The 22,401-nt window shown below is 69.9% G+C and carries 19 protein-coding genes; 12 read left to right on the forward strand and 7 right to left on the reverse strand.

Annotation, left to right across the window (positions count from 1 at the left end):
* Positions 1 to 253: 253 nt before the first annotated feature.
* Positions 254 to 1,165 carry a LysR family transcriptional regulator gene (locus tag H5T77_RS21755; protein ID WP_179659123.1) on the reverse strand — a complete coding sequence of 304 codons (912 nt, stop codon included), beginning with the start codon at positions 1,163 to 1,165 and terminating at the stop codon, positions 254 to 256.
* A gap of 154 nt (positions 1,166 to 1,319) precedes the next feature.
* On the opposite strand from H5T77_RS21755, the gene H5T77_RS21760 reads away from it, so the two are divergent.
* The 10 genes from H5T77_RS21760 (at position 1,320) to H5T77_RS21805 (ending at position 11,471) form a co-directional block, all read left to right on the forward strand.
* Entirely contained in the window at positions 1,320 to 2,315 is a 996-nt protein-coding gene (locus tag H5T77_RS21760) for a Bug family tripartite tricarboxylate transporter substrate binding protein (protein WP_292652702.1), read from the forward strand.
* A gap of 41 nt (positions 2,316 to 2,356) precedes the next feature.
* Complete coding sequence (locus H5T77_RS21765; protein WP_292652703.1) at positions 2,357 to 2,887, forward strand: tripartite tricarboxylate transporter TctB family protein; 531 nt, start codon at positions 2,357 to 2,359, stop codon at positions 2,885 to 2,887.
* 174 nt (positions 2,888 to 3,061) lie between these two features.
* The gene (locus tag H5T77_RS21770) at positions 3,062 to 4,600 is read left to right on the forward strand and encodes a tripartite tricarboxylate transporter permease (protein ID WP_292652704.1); all 1,539 of its coding nucleotides are present in this window, start codon (positions 3,062 to 3,064) and stop codon (positions 4,598 to 4,600) included.
* Between the two features lie 12 nt (positions 4,601 to 4,612).
* Complete coding sequence (locus tag H5T77_RS21775) at positions 4,613 to 5,008, forward strand: universal stress protein (RefSeq protein WP_292652705.1); 396 nt, start codon at positions 4,613 to 4,615, stop codon at positions 5,006 to 5,008.
* Entirely contained in the window at positions 5,005 to 6,294 is a 1,290-nt protein-coding gene (locus H5T77_RS21780) for a glucarate dehydratase family protein (protein ID WP_292652706.1), read from the forward strand. The genes H5T77_RS21775 and H5T77_RS21780 overlap by 4 nt, the downstream gene beginning before the upstream one ends.
* Positions 6,295 to 6,434: 140 nt before the next feature.
* Positions 6,435 to 7,643 (forward strand): hypothetical protein, encoded by a 1,209-nt coding sequence (locus H5T77_RS21785; protein ID WP_292652707.1) that lies wholly within the window; start codon positions 6,435 to 6,437, stop codon positions 7,641 to 7,643.
* A complete protein-coding gene (locus tag H5T77_RS21790; RefSeq protein WP_292652708.1) occupies positions 7,640 to 8,182 on the forward strand; it encodes a TRAP transporter small permease in 543 nt (180 codons plus the stop codon). The genes H5T77_RS21785 and H5T77_RS21790 overlap by 4 nt, the downstream gene beginning before the upstream one ends.
* Before the next feature lie 28 nt (positions 8,183 to 8,210).
* Positions 8,211 to 9,506, forward strand: a complete 1,296-nt coding sequence (locus tag H5T77_RS21795) for a TRAP transporter large permease (protein WP_292652709.1) — start codon at positions 8,211 to 8,213, stop codon at positions 9,504 to 9,506.
* A gap of 61 nt (positions 9,507 to 9,567) precedes the next feature.
* Positions 9,568 to 10,614, forward strand: a complete 1,047-nt coding sequence (locus H5T77_RS21800) for a TRAP transporter substrate-binding protein (RefSeq protein WP_292652710.1) — start codon at positions 9,568 to 9,570, stop codon at positions 10,612 to 10,614.
* A 32-nt stretch (positions 10,615 to 10,646) separates the two neighbouring features.
* The gene (locus tag H5T77_RS21805; RefSeq protein ID WP_292652711.1) at positions 10,647 to 11,471 is read left to right on the forward strand and encodes an NAD-dependent epimerase/dehydratase family protein; all 825 of its coding nucleotides are present in this window, start codon (positions 10,647 to 10,649) and stop codon (positions 11,469 to 11,471) included.
* Between the two features lie 77 nt (positions 11,472 to 11,548).
* Here the strand turns inward: H5T77_RS21805 and H5T77_RS21810 are convergent, their stop codons facing one another.
* The 3 genes from H5T77_RS21810 to H5T77_RS21820 all read right to left on the reverse strand — a co-directional run bounded on the left by H5T77_RS21810 (position 11,549) and on the right by H5T77_RS21820 (position 15,364).
* Positions 11,549 to 13,378, reverse strand: coding sequence for a pectate lyase (locus H5T77_RS21810; RefSeq protein ID WP_292652712.1), 1,830 nt, complete (start codon positions 13,376 to 13,378; stop codon positions 11,549 to 11,551).
* 104 nt (positions 13,379 to 13,482) lie between these two features.
* Positions 13,483 to 14,166 (reverse strand): FadR/GntR family transcriptional regulator, encoded by a 684-nt coding sequence (locus H5T77_RS21815; RefSeq protein ID WP_292652713.1) that lies wholly within the window; start codon positions 14,164 to 14,166, stop codon positions 13,483 to 13,485.
* Between the two features lie 76 nt (positions 14,167 to 14,242).
* Positions 14,243 to 15,364, reverse strand: a complete 1,122-nt coding sequence (locus H5T77_RS21820) for an L-talarate/galactarate dehydratase (protein WP_292652714.1) — start codon at positions 15,362 to 15,364, stop codon at positions 14,243 to 14,245.
* Between the two features lie 76 nt (positions 15,365 to 15,440).
* Between H5T77_RS21820 and H5T77_RS21825 the strand changes: the two genes are divergently transcribed.
* Complete coding sequence (locus H5T77_RS21825; RefSeq protein ID WP_292652715.1) at positions 15,441 to 16,676, forward strand: alpha-hydroxy acid oxidase; 1,236 nt, start codon at positions 15,441 to 15,443, stop codon at positions 16,674 to 16,676.
* 35 nt (positions 16,677 to 16,711) lie between these two features.
* Entirely contained in the window at positions 16,712 to 18,115 is a 1,404-nt protein-coding gene (locus H5T77_RS21830) for an FAD-binding oxidoreductase (protein ID WP_292652716.1), read from the forward strand.
* A gap of 137 nt (positions 18,116 to 18,252) precedes the next feature.
* On the opposite strand, the gene araA is transcribed toward H5T77_RS21830, so the two are convergent.
* From araA to H5T77_RS21845, 3 genes are read right to left on the reverse strand one after another with little or no spacing between them, the layout of a single operon-like run.
* The gene (gene araA, locus H5T77_RS21835; RefSeq protein ID WP_292652717.1) at positions 18,253 to 19,779 is read right to left on the reverse strand and encodes an L-arabinose isomerase; all 1,527 of its coding nucleotides are present in this window, start codon (positions 19,777 to 19,779) and stop codon (positions 18,253 to 18,255) included.
* A gap of 41 nt (positions 19,780 to 19,820) precedes the next feature.
* Entirely contained in the window at positions 19,821 to 20,510 is a 690-nt protein-coding gene (locus tag H5T77_RS21840) for an L-ribulose-5-phosphate 4-epimerase (protein WP_292652718.1), read from the reverse strand.
* Positions 20,510 to 22,153 carry a xylulokinase gene (locus tag H5T77_RS21845; protein ID WP_292652719.1) on the reverse strand — a complete coding sequence of 548 codons (1,644 nt, stop codon included), beginning with the start codon at positions 22,151 to 22,153 and terminating at the stop codon, positions 20,510 to 20,512. The genes H5T77_RS21840 and H5T77_RS21845 overlap by 1 nt, the downstream gene beginning before the upstream one ends.
* Positions 22,154 to 22,401 lie beyond the last annotated feature (248 nt).

Raw genomic sequence — 22,401 nt, forward strand, 5'->3', positions numbered from 1 at the left:
GGCAGGACAGGCCAACCCCGGCCCCCAATCCCGCACCCAACCCAAACTCGCTGCGCCAAACCCCGCCGCCGACCCGATAACCAGCCAAAATTCTCGCCGGATCACGGTGTCAAGGACCGCGAAGCTGCCGGCGAAGCCGGCGGCCGAAGGCCGTCCTTTACACCGGCAACCGGCGAGAACACCATCCATAACGGGTCGGCGGCCCCAACCCAACAAGACGACCAGCCCCGAAGCCCTCCGGAAGGCCCAGCCCCTACCGATTCATCTCGATGATCGCATCGAGAACCCGCCGTACGACCGGACTCACAGACCCCCGCGCCCAGATCGCATGCAGCTCGACCGGCCGCTCGGGGTCCTTGTCCAGGCGGGTGTCACCGCCGCCGTGCTCGATGGGACGGAAGACGACGCCTTCGACGTGCAGCGAGCTGGCCGAGACCGGGACGAAACCGACACCACGATCGGCGGAGACCAGGAGCATGGCGGTGAGGACCTGGTGGACGCGTTGTTCGATGCGGGGGTGGGCGTTGGCGAGGAAGCGTACGGAGAGCTCGTGGAAGTAGCGTGACTGCTGGGGGTGGTAGCCGATGACGGGCTCGCCTTCGAAGTCCTGCGGTGTGAGCGGCCGGTCCAGCTCGGCCAGCCGGTGTCCCTGCGGCAGGACGGCCATCAGGGGCTCACGGGAGATGACCCGTGAGGAGAGCAGCTCGGTGTCGAAGGGCGGGCGGGCCAGGCCGATGTCGATCTCGCCGTGGCGGATGCCGTCGACCTGGGCGAGCGTGACCCGCTCGGAGAGTCGCACCTCGACATCCGGGACCTCGACGGTGAGGCGGCGCAGCAAGGGGCCCAGGATCGAGATCGCCGAGACCGCGGTGAAGCCGAGCCGGACCACACCGGCGGCGCCCGCGTCGACGCGACGGGCCAGGTCGCCGGCGCTCTCCACCAGATTGAGCATCCGGTAGGCCTCGTCGAGGAAGGCCGCTCCGGCGCCGGTCAGGGCGACCCGGCGGTTGTCGCGCTCGAGCAGCTGCGCGCCGACCGCCTTCTCCAGCTTCTGGATCTGTCGCGACAACGGTGGCTGGGTCATCCGGAGTCGCTCGGCAGCCCTGCCGAAGTGGAGCTCCTCGGCGACCGCGACGAAAGAACGCACCTGGTCGAGGGTGATCATTTCGCCAGGGTAGACCACGATGCACCAGGTGGAACACTCTATGCCGAAACGGGCTTGGACCGGTATCGCTAGGGCTCTTAGTGTCGGTGGTCACACGACCTCGGGCCATCGCATTGCGACACAACGGCCCGACCACTCGGACCTAGGAGCAACGATGCGTACGACCAACCACCTTCTCGCCGCGACTGCCGGCGTCGCGGCCCTGGCCCTCTCCGCCTGCGGTGTCTCGAACACGACCGGTGGCAGCGGTGACGGCGAGGAGTATCCCGCCGGCGGCGTCGAGATGTACGTCGGCGCCTCGGCCGGCGGGTCCAGCGACCTGATCAGCCGCGCGGTCTCCAAGGGCCTCTCCGATGAGCTCGGCGCCTCCTTCCCGGTGATCAACCAGGAAGGCGCCAACGGCGCGCTCGCCGCCAACAAGGTGGCGAAGGCCAAGGCCGACGGCAAGACCATCGCCATCCAGAACGCCTCCCTGTTCGCCATCACGCCGCTGGCGGTCAGCGAGGACGAGGTCACCGATCTCGCCGACTTCGACGTCGTCCAGGGCGTCTCCCGCGACGACTACGTCATGGTCACCGGCCCGAAGAGCGGCTTCAAGTCGCTCGACGACATCAAGGCCGCGACGAAGAAGGTCACCTACGCCACCACCGGCGTCGGCACCGGCGCACAGCTCTCCTGCGGCCTGACCTACGCCTCTGCCGACATCGACGCCGAGGCCGTGCCGTTCGACGGCGGCGCTCCGGCTCTGACCGCAGTGCTCGGCAACCAGGTCGACACCGCCTGCATCCAGGTCGGCGAGGCGATCGAGAACATCGAGTCCGGCAAGCTCACCCCGCTCAGCGTCTTCGGGCCGGAGCGCGTGGAATACCTTCCTGAGGTCCCGACCGCCAAGGAGCAGGGCCTCGACGTCGAGGTCTCGCAGTACCGCTTCATGACCGTCCCGAAGGGCACCCCGGACAACGTCAAGGACACCATCGCCGAGGCGATGCAGGCGACGTTCAAGACCGAGGAGTACCAGGCCTTCAACAAGCAGAACAGCCTCACCCCGATGGAGATCTCCGGCGACGAGGTGGTGGCCCAGCTCGACGAGGACAAGAAGCGCTTCGCCGACCTGGTCGAGCAGTACGGTCTCGACCTCGGCCAGGGCTGAGCAGCAACCGGCACAGCGGACCACACGACGAAGGCATGACGATGAGCGACGAACGTACCCCAGCTTCTGACCAGGACATCCTGGCCGAGATCCAGGCCGAGGTGGCCCACGACCTGGAGGAGGAGCGACCTCCTTCCGGCGGGCCGACGTACCAGGTGATCGGTGCGCTCGTCGCTCTCGTCGTCGGTATCGGCGGCGCGGTCCTCTCCTACGGCTACGGCATGGGGTCGCTGCGCCAGCCCGGCGCCGGCATGTGGCCGTTCGTGGTCAGCGTCGCCATCGCCCTGATGGCGGCGGCGCTGCTCGTCGTCGGCCGCGGACTGAACGACAGCGAGAAGTTCACCCGCTCCAGCGTGCTTCCCGCGGTCGGCCTGGTCACCTTCATCGTGCTGGCCATGCTGATGCCCGTGATCGGCTTCGAGATCCCGTCGCTGTTGCTGTGCGTCGTCTGGCTGAGGTTCCTCGGCGGCGAGACCTGGCGCAGCACGATCATCACCGCAGGTGCCACGGTCGCCGCGTTCTACTTCCTGTTCCTCTACGGGCTGCGCATCCCGCTGCCCCACCTGTTCTGAGCGGAGCCCTAAGGCCATGTCTCCTGAATCCACGCCCACTACGCGACGTTTCGCATCCGATCTGGCTGCGTTGCCGCCGCTCGACAGCCTCCAGGATGCCTTCGCAGCGGACGCCTTGCCAGATCGGCCCGAAACGCCGCTCGTGGCCGCCGTGTCTTCAGGAGACATGGCCTGATGGACGTCAACGCATTCCTCGACGGCTTCGCGCTCGTCACCGAACCGCAGAACCTGCTCTACTGCCTGATCGGCGTGCTCATCGGCATGCTGATCGGCGTACTCCCCGGCCTCGGGCCGGCGGCCACGATCGCCATCCTGCTGCCGATCACCTACAGCATCGACCCGGTCTCCGCGATCATCATGCTGGCCGGCATCTACTACGGCGCCCAGTACGGCGGCACGATCACCTCGGTCCTGCTCCGGCTACCGGGCGAGGCCTCATCGGTCGTCACCGTCTTCGACGGCTTCGCCCTCGCCAAGCAGGGCAAGGCCGGGACGGCCCTCGGCATCGCCGCGATCGGCTCATTCGTCGGCGCGACCGTCTCGATCCTCGGCCTGACCCTGGTGGCTCCGCTGATCGCCGGCTGGGCGCTCAACTTCGGCGACCCGGAGTACGCCGCGCTCGCCCTGCTGGGCGTCCTGCTGGTCGCCACCATCGGCAACGGCAACAAGCTCAAGGCGATGATCGCCGCCGCGCTCGGCCTGCTGCTGGCCACGGTCGGCCGGGACAGCTTCACCGGCGCCGAGCGCTTCACCTTCGGTAGCCTCCAGCTGACCGAGGGCATCGACTTCGTGGTCGTCGCGATGGGTCTCTTCGGTGTCGGCGAGATCCTCTACAACCTCGAGGAGCGGCACGGGAAGCCCCACGTGCCCGCCGTCGTCACCAACATCTGGCCATCCCGCAAGGACATCAAGCAGTCCTCCGGCGCCATCGGCCGCGGCTCGCTGATCGGCTTCGTGCTGGGCGTGCTGCCCGGTGGCGGCGCGGTGATGTCCTCCCTGGCCGCGTACGCCGCGGAGAAGCGCATCTCCAAGCACCCCGAGCGCTTCGGCCGTGGCGCCATCGAGGGCGTCGCGGCCCCCGAGACCGCCAACAACGCCGCCGCGACCTCCTCGTTCATCCCGCTGCTGACCCTCGGCATCCCGGCCAACGCCTCGATGGCGATGCTCTTCGGTGCCCTGCTGATCCTCGGCATCTCACCCGGTCCGCAGCTGGTCGAGGAGCGCCCCGACCTGTTCTGGGGCGTCATCAACTCGATGTACATCGGCAACCTGATCCTGCTGATCCTGAGCATTCCGCTGGTGGGCGTCTTCGTCCGCATCCTGCGGGTGCGCCCGGCGATCCTGGCCCCGATCACCGCGCTGATCACGATCCTGGGCGTCTACACGATCAACAACTCCACCTTCGACATCTTCGTGATGATCGTCTTCGGTCTGATCGGCTACCTGATGAAGAAGATCGGCTTCGAGCCCGGCCCGATGGTGCTCGCCTTCGTCCTCGGCTCGATCGTGGAGAACGGCTTCCGCCGCTCGATGCTGATCTTCGACGGCGACCCGACCGGCTTCTTCACCCGGCCGATCTCGGGCACCATCCTGGCGGCCTTCGTCCTGGTCGCGCTCTGGCCGGTCGCGAAGTCGATCCTGGCCCGGCGCAAGGCCGCCACCGTCGCCCCGGCTCCGACCGAGCGCGACGACGTCGACACCCCGACCCGCTGAGAGAGGCACATCATGACCATCCTGATCGGCTACGTACCCACCCCGGTAGGTGAGGCGGCGCTCGAGGCCGGCCTGGCCGAGGCAGCCGCACGCGGCGACGACGTCGTCATCGTCAACAGCCCACGCCGCAGCGCCACCGTGGATGCCGACCTCGTCGACGAGACCACCGCCGCCGAGCTCGTCGCCCGCGCCGCCGAGGCCGGAGTGAGCGCCCGCGTCGACCACACCACGCACGGCGCGGACATCGTGGAGACCTTCGACGCGCTGGTCGCCTCGACCGGCGCCCGGTTGATCGTGATCGGCCTGCGCCGCCGCTCACCAGTCGGCAAGGCTCTGCTCGGCAGCGACGCCCAGCGCATCCTGCTCGACGCCGGCGTACCGGTCCTCGCGGTCAAGCCCAGCGCATGAGTGGGCCAAGCACCAGCCGTATCTCCAAGGTCGTCATCACGCCGGTCGCGTTCGCCGACCCGCCGCTGCTCAACGTGGTCGGCGTCCACCAGCCGTGGGCGCTGCGCGCGATCGTCGAGCTCCACACCGACACCGGCCTGCTCGGTCTCGGGGAGACGTACGCCGACGAGACCCACCTCGCCCGGCTCGACGCCGTCGCCCAGGCGCTCCCCGGCTCCGATCCCTACGACACCAACGCCCTGCGGCGGCTCGTCATCGACGTGCTCGGCAAGGAGACCGGCGGGGCCGGTGCCTCCTTCGGCGGCATGCTCGACGTCTCCTCCGCGGTCGACACCGTCTACTCCCCCTTCGAGGTCGCCTGCCTCGACCTGGTCGCCCGCGAGGCCGGCAGACCGGTGAGCGATCTGCTCGGCGGCGCGGTGCGCGACCGGGTGCCGTTCAGCGGCTATCTCTTCTACAAGTGGGCGGGCCATCCCGGTCTGCCCGCGGACGACTGGGGCGAGGCACTGACCCCGGAGCAGATCGTCACCCAGGCGAGACGGATGGTCGACGGCTGGGGTTTCGGCTCGCTCAAGCTCAAGGGCGGGGTGCTCCCGCCCGAGGACGAGTGCGCGGCGATCGAGGCGCTGCGCGACGCCTTCCCGGACCTGCCGCTGCGCCTGGATCCCAACGGCGCCTGGACACCGGAGACCTCGGTGCGGGTCGCCGAGCGGCTGGCAGGCGTCGTGGAGTATCTCGAGGACCCCACCCCAGGCATCGAGGGGATGGCACAGGTCGCGGCACGCACCGACGTACCTCTGGCCACCAACATGTGCGTGATCGCCTTCGAGCACCTCAGACCGGCGATCGCTGCCGACGCGGTCCAGATCGTGCTCTCCGACCACCATCTGTGGGGAGGGCTGCGCCGCTCGGCGCTGCTGGGCGGCATCACCGACACCTTCGGGATGGGCCTGTCGATGCACAGCAACTCCCATCTCGGCGTCTCGCTGGCCGCGATGGTCCAGCTCGCCGCCGCGACCCCCAACCTGACCTACGCCTGCGACACCCACTACCCCTGGAAGACCTATTCGGGAAGGGCCCAGGACGTCGTACGCCCCGGGGTGCTCGACTTCGACGACGGCGCGATCAAGGTGCCGACCAGCCCGGGGCTTGGTGTGGAACTCGACCGTGACCTGCTCGGCGAACTGCACGAGCAATACCTCAGCTGCGGCGTGCGCCGCCGGGAGGACACCGTCTACATGCGTTCGATCGAGCCAGGATTCACCCCGAACACGTCCCGCTGGTGACCCGCGCCAGTAATGCCCTGAAAGTATCGTCTAATGCGATATTCGGCTTGGACACGAATCGCTAATCCTGACAGTCTCCTGTGACCAGGGCCACAAGTGGGCCCAGTCACAGAACCACCACGATCCAGGAGCAGACACCGGTGACACAGATCCAAGCAGGCGAGACCGAGGCTGTACAGCCGGTACCGGTCGTCGGCTATGCCTACCCCTGGGACGTGATCGGCGATCCTTCGTTCGCCGACCGCGCCCGGAGTCTCGGAGTCTCGAAGGTCGCCCTCGCCGCGGCCTACCACACCACTCGCGCCGCGACCCCGCTCCACCCCGAGCACCGGTTCGTCGAGGCCCGCAGCGCGGCGCTCTACCGCCCGGTGCGCGCCGAGGCGTGGGACGGCGCCCGGCTGGTGCCGCCGCCGGCGACCTGGGTCGCCACGGAGGACCCCTACGGCGAGGCGACCGCCATCCTGACCGACGCCGGGTTCGAGGTCGCCGCCTGGATCGTGCTGACCCACTCCAGCCGCCTCGGTGAGGCCAACCCCGACCTCGCGGTCGTCAACTGCTGGGGCGAGCCCTACCCCTACGCGCTGTGCGCCCGCCACGAGGACGTCCGGCGCTACGCGGAGACCCTGGCCGCCGAGGCCGTCCGCGACACTGCGACCTCCACGGTCATCCTGGAGGCGTGCGGCCAGCTCGGTTTCGGCCACGGCGGACACCACGAGAAGACCGACGGGGCCTACGACGCCGCCACGCAGCAGCTGCTCTCGATCTGCTGCTGCGCCGGCTGCCGCGAGGACTGGACCGGCCGCGGGCTCGACGCCGACGCCACCGTGGCGGCCCTGCGTGCCGCGACCGGCGCCGACGCCGCCGACGCGACCGTGGACGCCGAGGCCCTCGACACGATCCTCGCCTCCCGCCACGCCGTGGCCGACGAGCTCCGCCACCGGGTCATCGCAGCCGTACGCGAAGCCGCTCCCGACGTCGTCGAGATCGCGGTGCACGCCCAGCCCGACCCCTGGGCCACCGGAGCCAGCCCGGGCCTGACCCCGACCACGCCCGACGACGTCGACTTGGTCGTCTCCTTCTGCTGGCCGACCACCGAGGCCGCGGTGGAGACCGGACGCCAGCTCGTCGAGTCGCTCTCCGGAAAGGCGGCGGCTGCCGCGTACGTCACTGTTCTCCCGCCCACCACCGAGGACGCCTTCGGTGGCCATGTGCGGGCACTGGTCGATGCCGGGATCGACCAGATCCACCTCTACCACCTCGGTCTGGCGGGCGCGGACAGGCAGCACCTGCTCGCCGAGGCGACCGAGGTCCCCCACCACCGCCGCGACGAGGACGGACTGTCGGAATGAACGCACGCAACGAGAACGCTGGACCACACGAGAAACTTGGCTTCACGCGCACCTGGCGCGCGGTCGACACGGTCTTCGAGGTCTTCTGCATCCTGTGCCTGATCGGCACGCTGCTGATCGTGCTCTGGCAGGTGTTCAGCCGCGAGCTGCTGAGCAGCTCCCCCACCTGGAGCGAGGAGAGCGCGCGGATCCTGCTGGTCTGGATCGGCTTCCTCGGCGCCGCGATCGGCTTCCGCGAGGGCGCCCACATCGCGGTCACCTTCCTGGTGGACAAGTTCCCGACGACGCTCCAGGCCGTCATCGACCGGGGCATCCAGGTGCTCCTGATCGCCTTCGGGCTCTTCCTGGTCGTCCAGGGCACCCAGTTCGTCATCGACGCCCGGATGGCCACGCTGCCCGGCACGGGTCTCCCCCGCAGCGTCTCCTACCTCATGATGCCGGTCGCCGGCGTCATGGTCATCCTCTACACCGTCCTCCAGGCCTTCGGCGTCAGCACCAAGCGCTACGTCGAGGCCGGCGACGCAGCCGAGCTCGACTGAGCCGCCGAGAGCCGAGAGAGCCCCCATCATGCCTATTGATCCGCTTGCCATCACCATCCTTCTGGGCGGCTTCGCCGTCCTCGTCGTCCTCCGCGTCCCGGTCGCTCTGGCGCTCGCCCTGGCCGCCCTCTTCGAAGCGCTCTATCTCGGACTCCCCCTGACCACCGTCGGCCAGCGCATGGTCGCCGGCCTCGACACGTTCGCCCTGCTCGCCATCCCCTTCTTCATCCTCGGCGGCGAGATCATGGGAGCCGGCGGCATCTCGCGTCGTCTGATCGCCTTCGCCGGCCTGCTGGTCGGCTGGGTGCGCGGCGGTCTCGGGATGGTCAACATCGGCGCCAGCACCTTCTTCGGGGCCCTGTCCGGCTCCTCGGTCGCGGACGTCTCCGCGATCGGCTCGGTGACCATCCCGATGATGAAGAAGCGCGGCTACGACACCGACTACGCGGTCGCGGTCACCGTCGCGGGCGCCACCCAGGCGGTCATGATCCCGCCGAGCCACAACCTGATCATCTACTCGATGGCCGCAGGTGGCGTCTCCATCGGCGCCCTGTTCACCGCTGGCATCGTCCCGGGGATCCTGCTCGGCGTGGCGCTGATGACCCTGGCGTACATCCTGGCGGTCAAGCGGGGCTACCCGAAGGAGGAGCTGATCCCCCTCAAGGACGTCCCCAAGATCATCAGCGACGGGCTGCTCAGCCTGCTCATGCCGGTGATCATCCTGGGCGGCATCCTCAGCGGCATCTTCACCGCGACCGAGTCGGCGGCGATCGCCTGCCTGTACGCCTTCATCCTGACCTTCTTCGTCTACCGCGACCTGCCCCTCAAGGCGATGGTCCCGATCCTGCAGAGCGCGCTGCGCACCCTCGGCGTAGTGCTGTTCATCATCGCGGCGGCTGGCGCCTTCGGTTACTTCCTGGCCTTCCTGCAGGTGCCGGCGCTGGCCACCGACGCCCTGCTCGGCATCTCCAGCAATGTCGTCGTGGTGCTGCTGCTGATCAACCTGCTGCTGCTCGCGCTCGGTGCGATCATGGACATGGCGCCACTGATCGTGATCATGACGCCGATCCTGCTGCCGGTCGCCACCGGGCTCGGCATGGACCCGGTCCAGTTCGGGATCATGCTGGTCCTCAACCTGGCCATCGGCCTGATCACCCCGCCGGTCGGCAACGTCCTCTTCGTCGGCTGCGCCATCGGACGTACGTCCATCGAGAAGGTGATCAAGACGGTCGCTCTGTTCCTGATCCCGTTGCTCGTCGTCCTGATGCTGATCACCTTCGTCCCGTTCTTCTCCCTCGCCCTCCCCGATGCGCTGGGCCAATGATCAGCGCCAATGATCTGGGCCGACCAACCGGCCAAGTAGTCACCATCGAAAGGAACCAACCATGAACACCGCGTCCCCCAAGCCGGTCGCCCGGCGCTCCCTGTTCAAAGCCGGCGCCTTCGGCGCCGCAGCCGTCGCCGGCGGTCTCGCCCTCAGCGCGTGTGGCGGCGGGTCCGCCGGCAGCGGTGGAGGCGGCGGCTCGAAGACCTTCAAGCTGGCCGAGACCCACCCCGAGGACTACCCGACCACGCTGGGCGACAAGAAGTTCGCCGAGCTGGCCGAGAAGTACACCGACGGCCGGATCAAGATCCAGGTCTACCCCAACGCCCAGCTGGGCGAGGAGTCCGACGCCATCGAGCAGGTGCAGATGGGCTCGATCGAGATGACCCGGATCAGCTCCGCCCCGATGGGTGAGTTCGTACCCGCGATGGGGCTCTTCAGCCTGCCGTACCTCTTCGACGACGCCGACCACCTGTGGCGCTTCCTGGAGAGCGAGAGCGGCAAGAAGCTGCTCAGCGAGACGGAGAGTGCCGGCTTCAAGGGCCTGGGCTACTTCGACCCCGGCGCCCGCAGTTTCTACACCACGAAGAAGCCGATCCTCGCCCCGACGGACGTCAAGGGACTCAAGATCCGGGTCCAGGAGTCGCAGGTGCAGATCGACTTCATCAACGCCCTCGGCGGCTCCCCCACCCCGATGGCCTACGGCGAGGTCTACAGCTCGCTGCAGAGCGGGCTGCTGGACGGCGCCGAGAACAACGAGCCGTCCTACCTCTCCGCCTCCCACTACGAGGTCGCGCCGAACTACACCCTCGACCGGCACATGCGCGTCGCCGAGGTGCTCCTCATCAACAAGGACACCTTCGACGGGCTCTCCTCCGAGGACCAGGAGGCGCTCCAGAAGGCCGCCACCGAGGCCGCCCCGTTCCAGCGCGAGAAGTGGGAGACACAGGTCGAGTCCGACCTCGAGAAGCTGCGCGGCGAAGGGGTCAAGATCAACGAGATCGCCGACATCGCCCCCTGGCGCGAGGCGACCAAGTCGGTCATCGAGAAGCACGGCGCCAAGCTCGGCGAGTACCTCGACGCCGTCGAAGAGCTCCGCTCCGCCTGATCCCCCACCGTTCGACCCAACCGGAAGGAACCATGTCCGAGACCGTACTCATCACCGGCGCCAACGGCGTCGTCGGGCGGCTCATGCGCCCGCGCCTCGCCCGCGAGGGCCGGGTGCTTCGCCTCCTCGACATCGTACGTCCCGAGCCCGCCGCTGAGGGCGAGGCCGTCGAGGTCATCGAGGCGTCGGTGACCGACGAGGCGGCGATGCGCGCCGCTTGCGAGGGCGTGGATGCGATCATCCACCTGGGTGGCGTCAGCGTCGAGGCGCCCTGGGCCGACATCCTCTCGGCCAACATCGACGGCACCCGGGTGGTCCTCGAGGCCGCCCGGGACGCCGGGGTCCGTCGCGTCGTCCTGGCCTCGAGCAACCACGCGGCCGGCTTCTACGACCTCGAGAACGCACCGGAGGGCGGGCTTCCGGCGGACGTCTTCCCTCGCCCCGACACCTACTACGGGGTCAGCAAGGTCGCGCTGGAGGCCCTCGGGAGCCTCTTCAACGACCGCTACGGCATCGACGTGACCGTGCTGCGGATCGGCTCGTGCTTCGAGAAGCCGTGGGACCGCCGCTCGCTGTGGACCTGGATGTCACCCGAGGACGGCGCCCGTCTCCTCGAGGCGTGCCTGTCCACTCCCGAGCCCGGCTACCGGGTGGTGTGGGGCATCTCCCGCAACACCCGCAACTGGTGGTCGCTGGAGGCCGGCGAGGCCATCGGCTACCACCCGCAGGACGACTCCGAGGCCTTCGCCGCGGAGCTGCTCGGTGACGCGATCGACGACGGCCCGCAGGGGCCCGAGGAGCGGCTGGCGGGCGGCAAGTTCTGCTTCACGCCGCTCGGGGAGCACCAGCAGAAGTAGCAGGAAGAACCAACAGGCCCCATGGAGAACGGGTGGCCCGGCGATCGCCGGGCCACCCGTTCTCTTTGTTCAGTCGGTCAGGAGGCGGATGCGCGGATCAGCGTGCCGAGGTTCTCGACGAACGTCTCGGTGTTGATCAGCTGGGGCGCCTCGGTCGGCTGGTAGGGCGGCACCGCCGGCGGGTTGCCGGCGGGATAGGGCGAGGTGTCGAAGGTGTCCCCGACGTGCTTGCTCATGTAGGCCTTCCCGTCGTAGGGGTGCTTGCTCCCCGGACCACGGAACGGGTTGGTGATCGCGTCGGCCGCGGAGAGCCAGTAGCTCTTCTCGCCGAGATCGGTGACGACTCGGGCGACCTCGGCGTCGCCGGGCCGGCGGACCTCGTGCGAGGTGCCGCGCAGCAGCTCGAGCAGGCCCAGGTCGTGCAGCGAGAAGAACGGCGGCAGCTCGTAGGAGTCCCCCGGAGTCAGCGGGGAGCGGTCCACCAGGTCGGCGACCTCGGCGTCGGACAGCGCCCGCAGCCGGTCGTACTCGGCACGCAGTCGCGACTCCGCCACCGAGCGACCACCGGAGTAGTGGCTGAGCGTCTCGCGGTGGTCGTAGTCGTAGTAGTACGCGCCGTTGACGATGTTGGAGCCGAACCGGTGCACGAACAGCGCCCGGTTGGTCCCGGGCTCGACGAACGTGGGGTGGGTCCGGCTCGCGATCAGCGGGTTGTCCGCCCGCTGCTGCTCGGTCAGCCGGCAGCCCGCCAGCCAGTCCAGCGCGGCCGGGACGCCGTCGAGGAAGGAGCGGTCCCCGGTGAGCTGGAAGTAGGTGAACAGCTGCTCGACGTTGGTCTGCGTGGTGTGGGTTGCCAGCGCACGCGGCTCGTAGGAACGGCCTGCGGCGACCGCGCCGGCCGGGCGCCCGTCCAGGTCCTCGGCGAGGTGCTGGAGACCCCAGCCAGCCTGGGGCGCGGGCTGCTGCATGCGACGTACGCACTCCATGGCCCGGCGCACGGGCTCGACGAGGTCGTCGCGGCCGAGCGAGACGACGCACATCAGCATGAGTTTGATGTTCTCGCCGAGGACGTTGTCGTTGAACGTGACGTGCTGGGTGTAGTCGCCGTCGACCATCCCCTGGCGGGCGTCCTTCGGGAGCCAGGACGGCAGCTTCTTCGGCCACGGCATCTCGGTCGTCGCCTTCGGGTCGACCGGCCAGCGCTGCGGCCAGCCGCCGTCGCCGACGCCACCGCTGATCTGGGCGTCGGTGATGAAGTCGATCACCTTGTTCAGCGACCGCTTGAAGCCCCGGTCGCGCGGGTCGAGCAGGTGGAGACGGAGGATCAGCTGGCCGGCGGTCGAGGTGGCCGCGTCGTCGAAGGTGGAGTTGTCGTAGAGGTGCTGGAACTCCTCCAGGCGCCAGCCGTTGATCCCGATCGACTGGTACCAGCGCTTCAGCGACTTCGGTCCGGCGAAGTCGTGGATGTAGTTCCAGCCGCCCTCGGGCCGCTGGGCGCGGACGAGAGCCCGGCCGGTGCGGCGGGCGGCGTCCAGGAACCGCTTCTCCCCCGTCGCGACGTACGCGTCGAGCAGGGCGTGACCGACGGTCGGCGTGCCTGGCGGCTGGACCCAGCACATGGTGCGCCGAGCCTCCATCTCACCCCAGGTCAGCGACATGTCGGGGCGGTAGCTCCAGACGTAGGCACCCTCGTAGGACACCGTCTCGTCCATGTAGGTCGCCGCGCGGAGCATCGCGTCGCGGACACCCTCCGCGGAGGTCGCCGTCGCGGCTGCGGCGGACGAGGTGAGGCCGGCTGTGGTGAGACCGCTCGCGGCGCCGACGAGCGGGGCGGCGGTTGCTGCTTGGACGAGCCGACGACGGCTCAGCGTCGAGCTCGGTGGGGACTTCTTCGCAGGTGAGTTCATCCCTCAATCGTGACGACAGTCACAGCCCACGGCCAATACCGATGCCGACTCACGCGATGCCCGCCAGGGCAACGTCTCACTGCAGCTGAATCAACGTCGCTGGGTCACTGGCGCAGACGCCGGCGGGTGCCCCCCAGATGCACCCGCATCGCGGCCCGGGCGGTGTCGGCGTCACCGGTGAGGATCGCCGTGGCGATGTTGTCGTGCTCGCGCTGCACCCGCTCGACGTGGATCGCATCGCCGGGAGAGTAGGCGTCGCCGAGGCGGGTGCGGGGCAGCATGATCATCATCGGACCCAGCGAGTCCATCAGGTCGAGGTAGAAGCGGTTGCCGGTCGCGGCGGCGACCGCGCGGTGGAAGGCGAAGTCGGCCTCCACCGCGCCGTCGGGACCCGCGGTCGCCAGCGCGGAGAGCGCCTCCTCGATCGAGCGCGCACTCTGCTCGTCGTGGTGGGCGGCGGCCAGGGCCGCCGCCTCGCACTCCACGCCGAGCCGGAAGTCGACCATGTCGAGCACGTCATGCTGCGTACGGATCGCAGAGGACTCCAGCGCGAACGGCGACGGCGCCGGCACCGCCAGCACGAAGGAACCACGCCCCTGGAAGGTCTCGACCAGACCCTCGGCACGCAGGCGGGTGACCGCCTCGCGCGCCACCGTCCGCGACACCCCGTACGTCGCGACCAGGTCGGATTCCGAGGGCAGCTTCGCCCCCGGCGGCAGGTCCCCGGCCAGGATCTGGTCCTTGATCCCGGAGACGACGCGGTCGGCGAGCCCGGCACTGACTGTCATGCCGTCGCCTCCGTCGGACAGAGGCAAGGATACGGACGCGACGGCCTGACCCTGATTGTCGCTCGCTGGCGCTCGCTCATGCCGAGAACTTAGCCGTCTCCACGGTGAGCTTGCGCATCTGGTCGCTGAGCGTGAAGCCGAGTCCCGGGCGGTCCGGGACCCACATCTGGCCGTCGTGGATGTCGATGCGCTCCTCGAAGAGCGGGTTGAGCCACTCGAAGTGCTCGACCCACGGCTCGGTCGGGTAGGCCGCGGCCAGGTGCAGGTGGATCTCCATCGCGTAGTGCGGCGCGAGCGCGAGACCCGCATGGGCGGCCAGGGTGGCGAACTTCAGGAACGGGGTGATGCCGCCGATGCGCGGCGCGTCCGGCTGCACGATGCCGCGGTAGCCGGCGTCGATCAGCGCCATGTGCTCGGGCACCGAGGTCAGCATCTCGCCGGTCGCGATCGGGGTGTCGAAGACGCGCGAGAGGTCGGCGTGGCCGACCGCGTCCCAGGCGTCGAGCGGCTCCTCGATCCAGATCAGGTCGAACTGCTCGAGCTCGCGGCACATCCGGCGGGCACGGGCACGGTCCCACTGCTGGTTGGCGTCGACCATGAGCGGGGTGTCACCGAGGTGCTCACGGACCGCGGCGACCCGGCGCAGGTCCTCGGCCCAGTCGGGCTGGCCGACCTTGATCTTGATGCCGCCGATGCCGGCCTCGAGCGACGCGGTGGCCTTCTCCTTGATCTCCTCGACGCTCGCCTGGAGGAAGCCGCCGGAGGTGTTGTAGACGCGGCAGGAGTCGCGGTGGGCACCGAGAAGCTTGGCCAGGGGCAGGTCGGCGCGGCGGGCCTTGAGGTCGTAGAGCGCCACGTCGAGGGCGGCCACGGCCTGGGTCGCCACTCCGCTGCGGCCGACGGAGGCGCCGGCCCACATCAGCGACTCGTAGATCTTCGCGATGTCGGAGGGGTCCTGGCCGATCGCGACCTGGGCGATCTCCTTGAGGTGGGCGAACTGCGCCGGACCGCCGGCGCGCTTCGAGTAGCTGAAGCCCATGCCCTCGAGGCCCCGCTCGGTGGTCACCTCGACGAAGAGCAGCACGGTCTCGGTGAGCGGCTTCTGCCGCCCGGTGAGCACCTTGGCGTCGCTGACCGGGTTGTCGAGAGGGAGGACGACGTGGGAGAGGTTCAGTGACTTGATGCGGTCGGCGGCCATGGCGGGGTGCTCCTCGATGGGCTAAGTTGTATTACAAGTGCAGAACTTATCCGATGAGTGATGAGGAGTCCAGAGCTTGACCGTCGAATCTCAGGTCGCCCGACAGGTCCCCCGATGGCGCGATCTCGCGCCCTTCCTGCAGCCGCGCCCGTTCCGCTGGCGAGCAGCCGACCGCCGGCTGGCCCGGTGCCTCAGCGTCGACGACCTGGAGCGCGCCGCCCGGAGACGCGTGCCGACGGCCGTGTGGGACTACGTCTACGGCGGCTCGGACGGCGAGCACGCGATGCACCGGAACCGGGCCGCCTTCGACCGTGTGGAGCTGCGCCCCACGGCCTTCGGCCAGGTGGGCGAGCCCGAGGTGCGTACGACGATCCTCGGGCGGCCCGCGTCGGCGCCCATCGTCCTGGCGCCGACCGGTTACACCCGGCTCAGTCACCACACCGGCGAGCGGGCGGTCGCCGCGGCGGCCGCCGCGGCCGGGCTGCCCTACACGCTCTCGACCTACGCGACCACCTCGATCACCGACGTCGCCCGCGCGGCCCCGCAGGGGCGCAACTGGTTCCAGGTCTACCTGATGAAGGACCGGGCGGTGACCCTCGACCACATCACCGAGGCGTCCTCCCAGGGCTACGAGGCGCTCATGCTGACCATCGACACGACCGTCACCGGCATGAAGCGCAAGGACAAGCTCAACGGGTTCGCGATCCCACCCCAGCTGAGTCTGCGTACGTTCGCGGACATGGCCCGCCACCCCGGCTGGGTCGCCAACATCCTGACCACCGAGCCGCTGCGGTTCGCGACGTTCCCCGAGGGCTCGCACTACGGCCGCTGGGGCATGTCCAACGAGCTGCGCGAGCAGGCCATCCGGCCTGCGGACATCGGCTGGCTCAAGGAGCACTGGAACGGCCCGGTGGTGGTCAAGGGCGTGCTCTCGGTCGCCGACGCGGCGGCTTGTGTGGACGCGGGGGCCGACGCGCTGGTGCTCTCCAACCACGGCGGCCGCCAGCTCGACCGTGCGCCGGTCCCGCTGGAGCTGCTGTCGGCGGTCGTGGACGCGGTGGGCGACCAGACCGAGGTGTATCTCGACTCCGGCGTGCGCTCCGGTGGCGACATGGCTGCCGCCCTCGGCCTCGGCGCTCACGGCGTGATGATCGGGCGGCCCTACCTCTACGGCCTCATGGTCGCCGGGCAGCAGGGGGTCGACGCCACCCTGAGCCTGCTGGTCGAGGAGCTGCAGCGGGCGATGTGTCTGCTCGGCGCCCCCGACATCGCCGCGATCGGCCCCGAGCACGTCCGGCTGCGCTCGGCGTGACCGCGAGCAGCATCCCCACCGACCGAAGGAGAACCATGAGCGCCGACCTCGTCCACGACCTGCGTACCGCTCTCGGCGAGAGCGCCGTGCTGACCAATCCGGCCGACATGGCGGCGTACGTCACCGACTGGACCGGCAGCTTCACCGGTGCCGCCCTCGCCGTGGTGCGCCCGGCCTCGACCGCCGAGGTCGCCACCGCGGTCCGGCTGTGCGCGGCGGCGGGCGTCGGTGTCGTCCCCCAGGGCGGCAACACCGGTCTCGTCGGCGGCGGTGTCCCGGACTCCTTCGGCGACCAGATCGTGCTCTCGCTCGGCCGGATGCGCCGCGTCAGAGAGGTCGACCCGGTCGCCGACACGCTCACCGTCGAGGCAGGTACGCCGCTGGCCACCGTCCAGGAGGCCGCCGCGGCCGCCGGTCGGCTGTTCCCGCTCTCGCTCGGCTCGGAGGGCTCGTGCACCATCGGCGGCACGATCGCGACCAACGCCGGTGGCACCGCGGTGCTGCGCTACGGGATGATGCGCGAGCTGGTGCTGGGCCTGGAGGTCGTGCTCCCCGACGGCCGGGTCTGGGACGGGCTGCGGCCGCTACGCAAGGACAACACCGGCTACGACCTCAAGCAGCTGTTCATCGGCTCAGAGGGCACGCTCGGCGTGGTCACCGCGGCGGTGCTGCGCCTGCTGCCGGCGACACCCCGTCGGGCGACCGCGTTCGTGGCGCTCGAGTCCGTCTCTGCTGCCACCGCACTGCTTCCGCTGCTCCGCGAGCACGCCGGCGGGCAGCTGACCACCTGGGAGCTGCTCGGTCGCCAGGCCGTCGACCTCGTCCTCGCCCACCTTCCCGGCACCCGTGACCCGTTCCCGGAACGGCACGAGTGGTACGGCCTCGTCGAGCTCGCCGACACCTCCGCCGACGTCGACGAACGGCTCGAGTCGGCCCTCGGGGCCGCTGCCGACCAGGGGCTGCTCCTCGACGCTGTCGTCGCCGGCAGCCCCGCTCAGCGCGAGTCGCTGTGGGCGCTGCGCGAAGGGGTCTCCGAGGCTCAGAAGAGCGAGGGCGCGACCCTCAAGCACGACGTCACCCTGCCGATCACGGCCCTGTCCCGGTTCGTCGCCGAGGTCGGGCCGAGGCTGCTGACAGCGCTGCCGGGCCTGCGGCTGGTGACGTACGGCCACGTCGGAGACGGCAACCTGCACTACAACATCTCCGCGCCCGTCGGCGACGACGCGGCGCTGAGGCGGGAGGCTCCCACCCTGACGCGGATCGTCTACGACGCCGTCACCGTGCTCGGCGGGAGCATCTCCGCCGAGCACGGGATCGGTGCGCTCAAGCGGGATGCCGCTGCGGCGTACAAGACGGGTGTCGAGGTCGACCTGCTGCGAGCCGTCAAGCAGGCGATCGACCCCGACGGGGTCATGAACCCCCGGAAGGTGCTTCCCTGACGCATTCGCTGGTCGAGCCGGGTTCGTGAGGAACGAACGAATCCGTGTCGAGACCAACACAGTCGCCTCGCCGCTCGAGAGGACCGTGTTGGTTTCGACACGCTCGCTGGCGCTCGCGGCTCAACCGACGGCGTCGACTACAGCCCCTGGGCGACGCGGTAGAACACCTGGTTCCAGCGGACCTGGTCGGCGAAGCCGCGGCGGGTGGTGGACTCGTCGATGACCAGCAGCTCGGTGCGGGCGATGTCGGCGAAGACCTCGAAGGCCTCGATCCCGGCGGCGGTCGACATCACCGTGTGGTGTGCGCCGCCGGCGGTCAGCCAGGCCTCGGCCGAGGTGGTGAAGTCGGGACGCGGGGCCCAGACGGCCCGGGCGACGGGCAGCTTCGGCAGCGCCTGGGTCGGCGGGACCACGTCGACCACGTTGGCGGTCATCCGGAAGCGGTCACGCATGTCGGCGAGCGAGACGACGACGGCACCCTCGCGAGCGTCGGCGTCGAAGACCATCCGGACCGGGTCCTCGCGGTCGCCGATCCCGAGCGGGTGGATCTCGACCTTCGGCTTCGAGGTGGTCAGCGAGGGGCAGATCTCGAGCATGTGGGCGCCGAGAATCACCTCCGCGCCGGGGGTGAGGTCGTAGGTGTAGTCCTCCATCAGGGAGGCGCCGCCGGGCAGCCCCTCGCCCATCACCTTCGCGGCCCGCACCAGGACGGCGGTCTTCCAGTCGCCCTCGGCACCGAAGCCGTAGCCCTTGCTCATCAGCCGCTGCACCGCGATGCCGGGGAGCTGGCGCAGGCCTCCGAGGTCCTCGAAGTTGGTGGTGAACGCCATCGCGTCGCGCTCGACCAGGAACGCCTCCATGGCGATCTCCTGGCGGGCGGCGTAGCGCAGCGAGTCGTGACGCTCGCCGTCCTTGCGGAGCTCGGGTGCCACCTCGTAGAGGTCCTCGTACTCGGTGACGAGCGCGTCCACGGCGGCCTCGTCGACGGCCTCGACGGCCGCCACCAGGTCGTTCACGCCCCAGGTGTTGACCGAGACGCCGAAGCGCAGCTCGGCCTCGGTCTTGTCGCCCTCGGTGACCGCGACGTTGCGCATGTTGTCGCCGAAGCGGACCAGGTTGAGCCCGTGGGTCGCGGCCCAGCCGGCGGCGCCGCGGATCCAGGTGCCGACGCGGCGGGTGACCGCGGGGTTGGAGACGTGACCGACGACGGTGGTGCGGGCGACGCCGAGGCGGGTGGCGATGTAGGCGTACTCACGGTCGCCGTGGGCGGCCTGGTTGAGGTTCATGAAGTCCATGTCGATCTCCGACCAGGGGAGCTCGACGTTGGCCTGGGTGTGCAGGTGCAGGAGCGGCTTCCGGAGCGCGTCCAGGCCGGCGATCCACATCTTGGCCGGGCTGAAGGTGTGCATCCAGGTGATCACGCCGAGGACGTTGTCGTCGGAGTTCGCCTCGAGCATCGCGCGGCGGATGGACGCGGAGTCCTTCAGGACGGGCTTCCACACGACCTTCGCCGGAACGTCGGAGGAGGCGTCGAGGGCGCGAGCGACCTCCTGCGACTGCTCGGCCACCTGACGAAGGGTCTCCTCGCCGTAGAGGTCCTGGCTGCCGGTGAAGAACCAGACCTCGCGGTCGCCATAGGGTTTCGGCGCTGTGGGCTTGCTCATGTGGGGTCCTTCCAGTGCTTGGTGAGGTTCGAGGGCGCAGCTCAGTGCTGGCCGTAGACGTTCTGGTAACGGTCGTAGAGCGAGTCGATGTGGCTCTGGTCGATCGGCAGCGGCTGGCCGAGCTGGCGCGCGATGTGCACGGTGCGGGCGACCTCCTCGCACATCACCGCGGCCTTGACCGCGGAGCGGCCGTCCTTGCCGATGGTGAACGGCCCGTGGTTCTGCATCAGCACCGCCGGGCTGCGTGACTCCCGCAGCGTCTCCACGATGCCGCGACCGATGGAGTCGTCACCGATGATCGCGAACGGCCCGACCGGGACCGGGCCACCGAACTCGTCGGCCATCATCGTGAGCACGCAGGGGATCTCCTCCCCGCGGGCGGCCCAGGCCGTGGCGTACGTGGAGTGGGTGTGGACCACTCCCCCGACCTCGGGCATGTTGGCATAGACGTACGCATGGGCGGCCGTGTCCGAGGACGGTGCCCGCTCCCCCTCGACGAGATTGCCGGCGAGGTCGCACACGACCATCGCGTCGGCGGTGATGTCCTCGTAGGCGACGCCGGAGGGCTTGATGACCAGCAGGTCCTCGCCGTCGGGGTTGCTGACCCGCTCGGAGACGTTCCCGGCGGTCCACACGACCAGCTCCCAGCGGGGCAGCTCGGCGTGCAGGGCGGCGACGCGCTCCTTGGCGGCGTCGACGGCGGTGCGAAGAGTGGCGGGTACGCCCGTCATCACTGGTCTCCTTCTGCTGCGTTCTTCGGGTTCTCGGTGCCGGGGACGAGCGAGGCCACGGCCGCGCGCTCGATGTCCAGGCCGGCCTCGTAGCGGTCGAGGTAGGTGCGGAACCCGGCGAGGTCGGCGGCGTCCGGCTCGACGACCTCGAGGTCGATGTCGCCGAAGACGCGCTCGGCGAGATAGTCGCTCAGCGTGAGGTCGCGCTCGGCCGCGGCCGTCCGGGCGTACGCAGCCAGCACCGCGATCCCCCACGCGCCGCCTTCGCCGGCGGTGCGGCCGACGGCGACCGGTGCGCCGATCGCCGCGGCGAGCAGCCGCTGGGCGACGCCCGCGGTGCGGAACAGGCCGCCGTGGGCGAACATCGCGTCGATCTCGACACCCTGGTCGGCGAGCACCCGCATGCCGAGGGCGAGGGTGCCGAAGACGCCGTAGACCTGGGCGCGCGCGAACCCGGCGAGGTCGAGACGGCTGCCGGGGGTGCGTACGAACAGCGGACGGCCCTCGTCGAGGCCGGTGATCGGCTCGCCGGCCAGGTAGTTGTAGGCCAACAGCCCGCCACCGTCGGGCGAGCCGTTCAGCGCGGCACCGAGCAGGGCGCCGAAGACCGCGTCGGGTTCACAAGGGTGGCCGAGAGCGGCGGCGAACTCGCCGAAGACCCCGGCCCAGGCGTCGAGCTCGCTGGCACCGTTGTTGCAGTGCACCATCGCGACCGGGTCACCGGCCGGGGTGGTGACGATGTCGATGGCGTGGTGGACCGTGGCCAGCGGTGCCTCGAGCACGACCATCGCGAAGATCGAGGTGCCAGCGCTGACGTTGCCGGTGCGCTTGGCGACCGAGTTGGTGGCGACCATCCCGGTGCCGGCGTCGCCCTCGGGCGGGCACAGCGGGATGCCGGGCCGGAGCGACCCGGTGGGGTCGAGCAGCGCGGCGCCCGCGGGGGTGAGCCGGCCGGCATCGGCGCCCGCCGGGAGGACCTGCGGGAGCAGCCCCTCGACCCGCAGGCCCGGCCGCTTGGCGGCGGCCAGGTGGCCGACCTGCTCCAGCATCCGCTGGTCGTAGGTGCCGGTGGCGGGGTCGATGGGGAACACTCCGGAGGCGTCGCCGACGCCGAGCACGTGCTCGCCGGTCAGCTCCCGGTGGACGTAGCCCGCAAGGGTGGTCAGCGAGGCGATCCGCGGCAGGTGGGGCTCGTCGTCGAGGATCGCCTGGTAGAGGTGAGCGACCGACCAGCGCAGCGGGATGTTGGCGCCGAGGGTCTCCGACAGCTCGGCGGCGGCGACGGCGGTGTTGGTGTTGCGCCAGGTGCGGAAGGGCACCAGCAGCTCGCCGGCCTCGTCGAAGGCGAGGTAGCCGTGCATCATCGCCGAGACCCCGATCGACCCGAAGGTCGTCGGCCGGGTGCCGTAGCGGCGCTCGACCTCGTCGCCGAGCGCGGCGACGGCGCCCTGCACGCCTGCCCAGACCGCCTCGAGCGAGTAGGTCCACAGACCGTCGACGAGCTCGTTCTCCCACAGGTGGGAGCCGGTGGCGAGGGGCGCGTGGTCGGGCCCGATCAGGCACGCCTTGATGTTGGTGGAGCCCAGCTCGATGCCGAGCGAGGTCTCTTCGAGGTCAGGCAGCAGGCCTGCTCGCTGCGTCATCACGGCTCCGTTTCTGCCCGACGGCTCGGGTTGGGGTTCGAGGCGATGTGAACGCTAACATGAACGGGCCGAAGCGTCACCCCGATCGGCCGAAGCGTCACCGCGGTCGGTCGAAGCGTCACCCCGATCGGTCGAAGCGTCACCGCGGTCGGTCGAAGCGTCAGGTACGTCGGTCGAAGCGTCACCCCGATCGGTCGAAGCGTCACCGCGGTCGGTCGAAGCGTCAGGTACGTCGGTCGAGTGGGCAA

Origin of the sequence: Nocardioides sp. (genome assembly GCF_014360585.1) — a bacterium.
Taxonomy (GTDB): Bacteria; Actinomycetota; Actinomycetes; order Propionibacteriales; family Nocardioidaceae; genus Nocardioides.

Excerpts from the sequence above, each read along its gene's own strand:
- H5T77_RS21755 (WP_179659123.1), bottom strand. The coding sequence starts at position 1,165 with ATGATCACCCTCGACCAGGTGCGTTCTTTCGTCGCGGTCGCCGAGGAG.
- H5T77_RS21760 (WP_292652702.1), top strand. The coding sequence starts at position 1,320 with ATGCGTACGACCAACCACCTTCTCGCCGCGACTGCCGGCGTCGCGGCC.
- H5T77_RS21765 (WP_292652703.1), top strand. The coding sequence starts at position 2,357 with ATGAGCGACGAACGTACCCCAGCTTCTGACCAGGACATCCTGGCCGAG.
- H5T77_RS21770 (WP_292652704.1), top strand. The coding sequence starts at position 3,062 with ATGGACGTCAACGCATTCCTCGACGGCTTCGCGCTCGTCACCGAACCG.
- H5T77_RS21775 (WP_292652705.1), top strand. The coding sequence starts at position 4,613 with ATGACCATCCTGATCGGCTACGTACCCACCCCGGTAGGTGAGGCGGCG.
- H5T77_RS21780 (WP_292652706.1), top strand. The coding sequence starts at position 5,005 with ATGAGTGGGCCAAGCACCAGCCGTATCTCCAAGGTCGTCATCACGCCG.
- H5T77_RS21790 (WP_292652708.1), top strand. The coding sequence starts at position 7,640 with ATGAACGCACGCAACGAGAACGCTGGACCACACGAGAAACTTGGCTTC.
- H5T77_RS21795 (WP_292652709.1), top strand. The coding sequence starts at position 8,211 with ATGCCTATTGATCCGCTTGCCATCACCATCCTTCTGGGCGGCTTCGCC.
- H5T77_RS21800 (WP_292652710.1), top strand. The coding sequence starts at position 9,568 with ATGAACACCGCGTCCCCCAAGCCGGTCGCCCGGCGCTCCCTGTTCAAA.
- H5T77_RS21805 (WP_292652711.1), top strand. The coding sequence starts at position 10,647 with ATGTCCGAGACCGTACTCATCACCGGCGCCAACGGCGTCGTCGGGCGG.
- H5T77_RS21810 (WP_292652712.1), bottom strand. The coding sequence starts at position 13,378 with ATGAACTCACCTGCGAAGAAGTCCCCACCGAGCTCGACGCTGAGCCGT.
- H5T77_RS21815 (WP_292652713.1), bottom strand. The coding sequence starts at position 14,166 with ATGACAGTCAGTGCCGGGCTCGCCGACCGCGTCGTCTCCGGGATCAAG.
- H5T77_RS21820 (WP_292652714.1), bottom strand. The coding sequence starts at position 15,364 with ATGGCCGCCGACCGCATCAAGTCACTGAACCTCTCCCACGTCGTCCTC.
- H5T77_RS21830 (WP_292652716.1), top strand. The coding sequence starts at position 16,712 with ATGAGCGCCGACCTCGTCCACGACCTGCGTACCGCTCTCGGCGAGAGC.
- araA (WP_292652717.1), bottom strand. The coding sequence starts at position 19,779 with ATGAGCAAGCCCACAGCGCCGAAACCCTATGGCGACCGCGAGGTCTGG.
- H5T77_RS21840 (WP_292652718.1), bottom strand. The coding sequence starts at position 20,510 with ATGACGGGCGTACCCGCCACTCTTCGCACCGCCGTCGACGCCGCCAAG.
- H5T77_RS21845 (WP_292652719.1), bottom strand. The coding sequence starts at position 22,153 with ATGACGCAGCGAGCAGGCCTGCTGCCTGACCTCGAAGAGACCTCGCTC.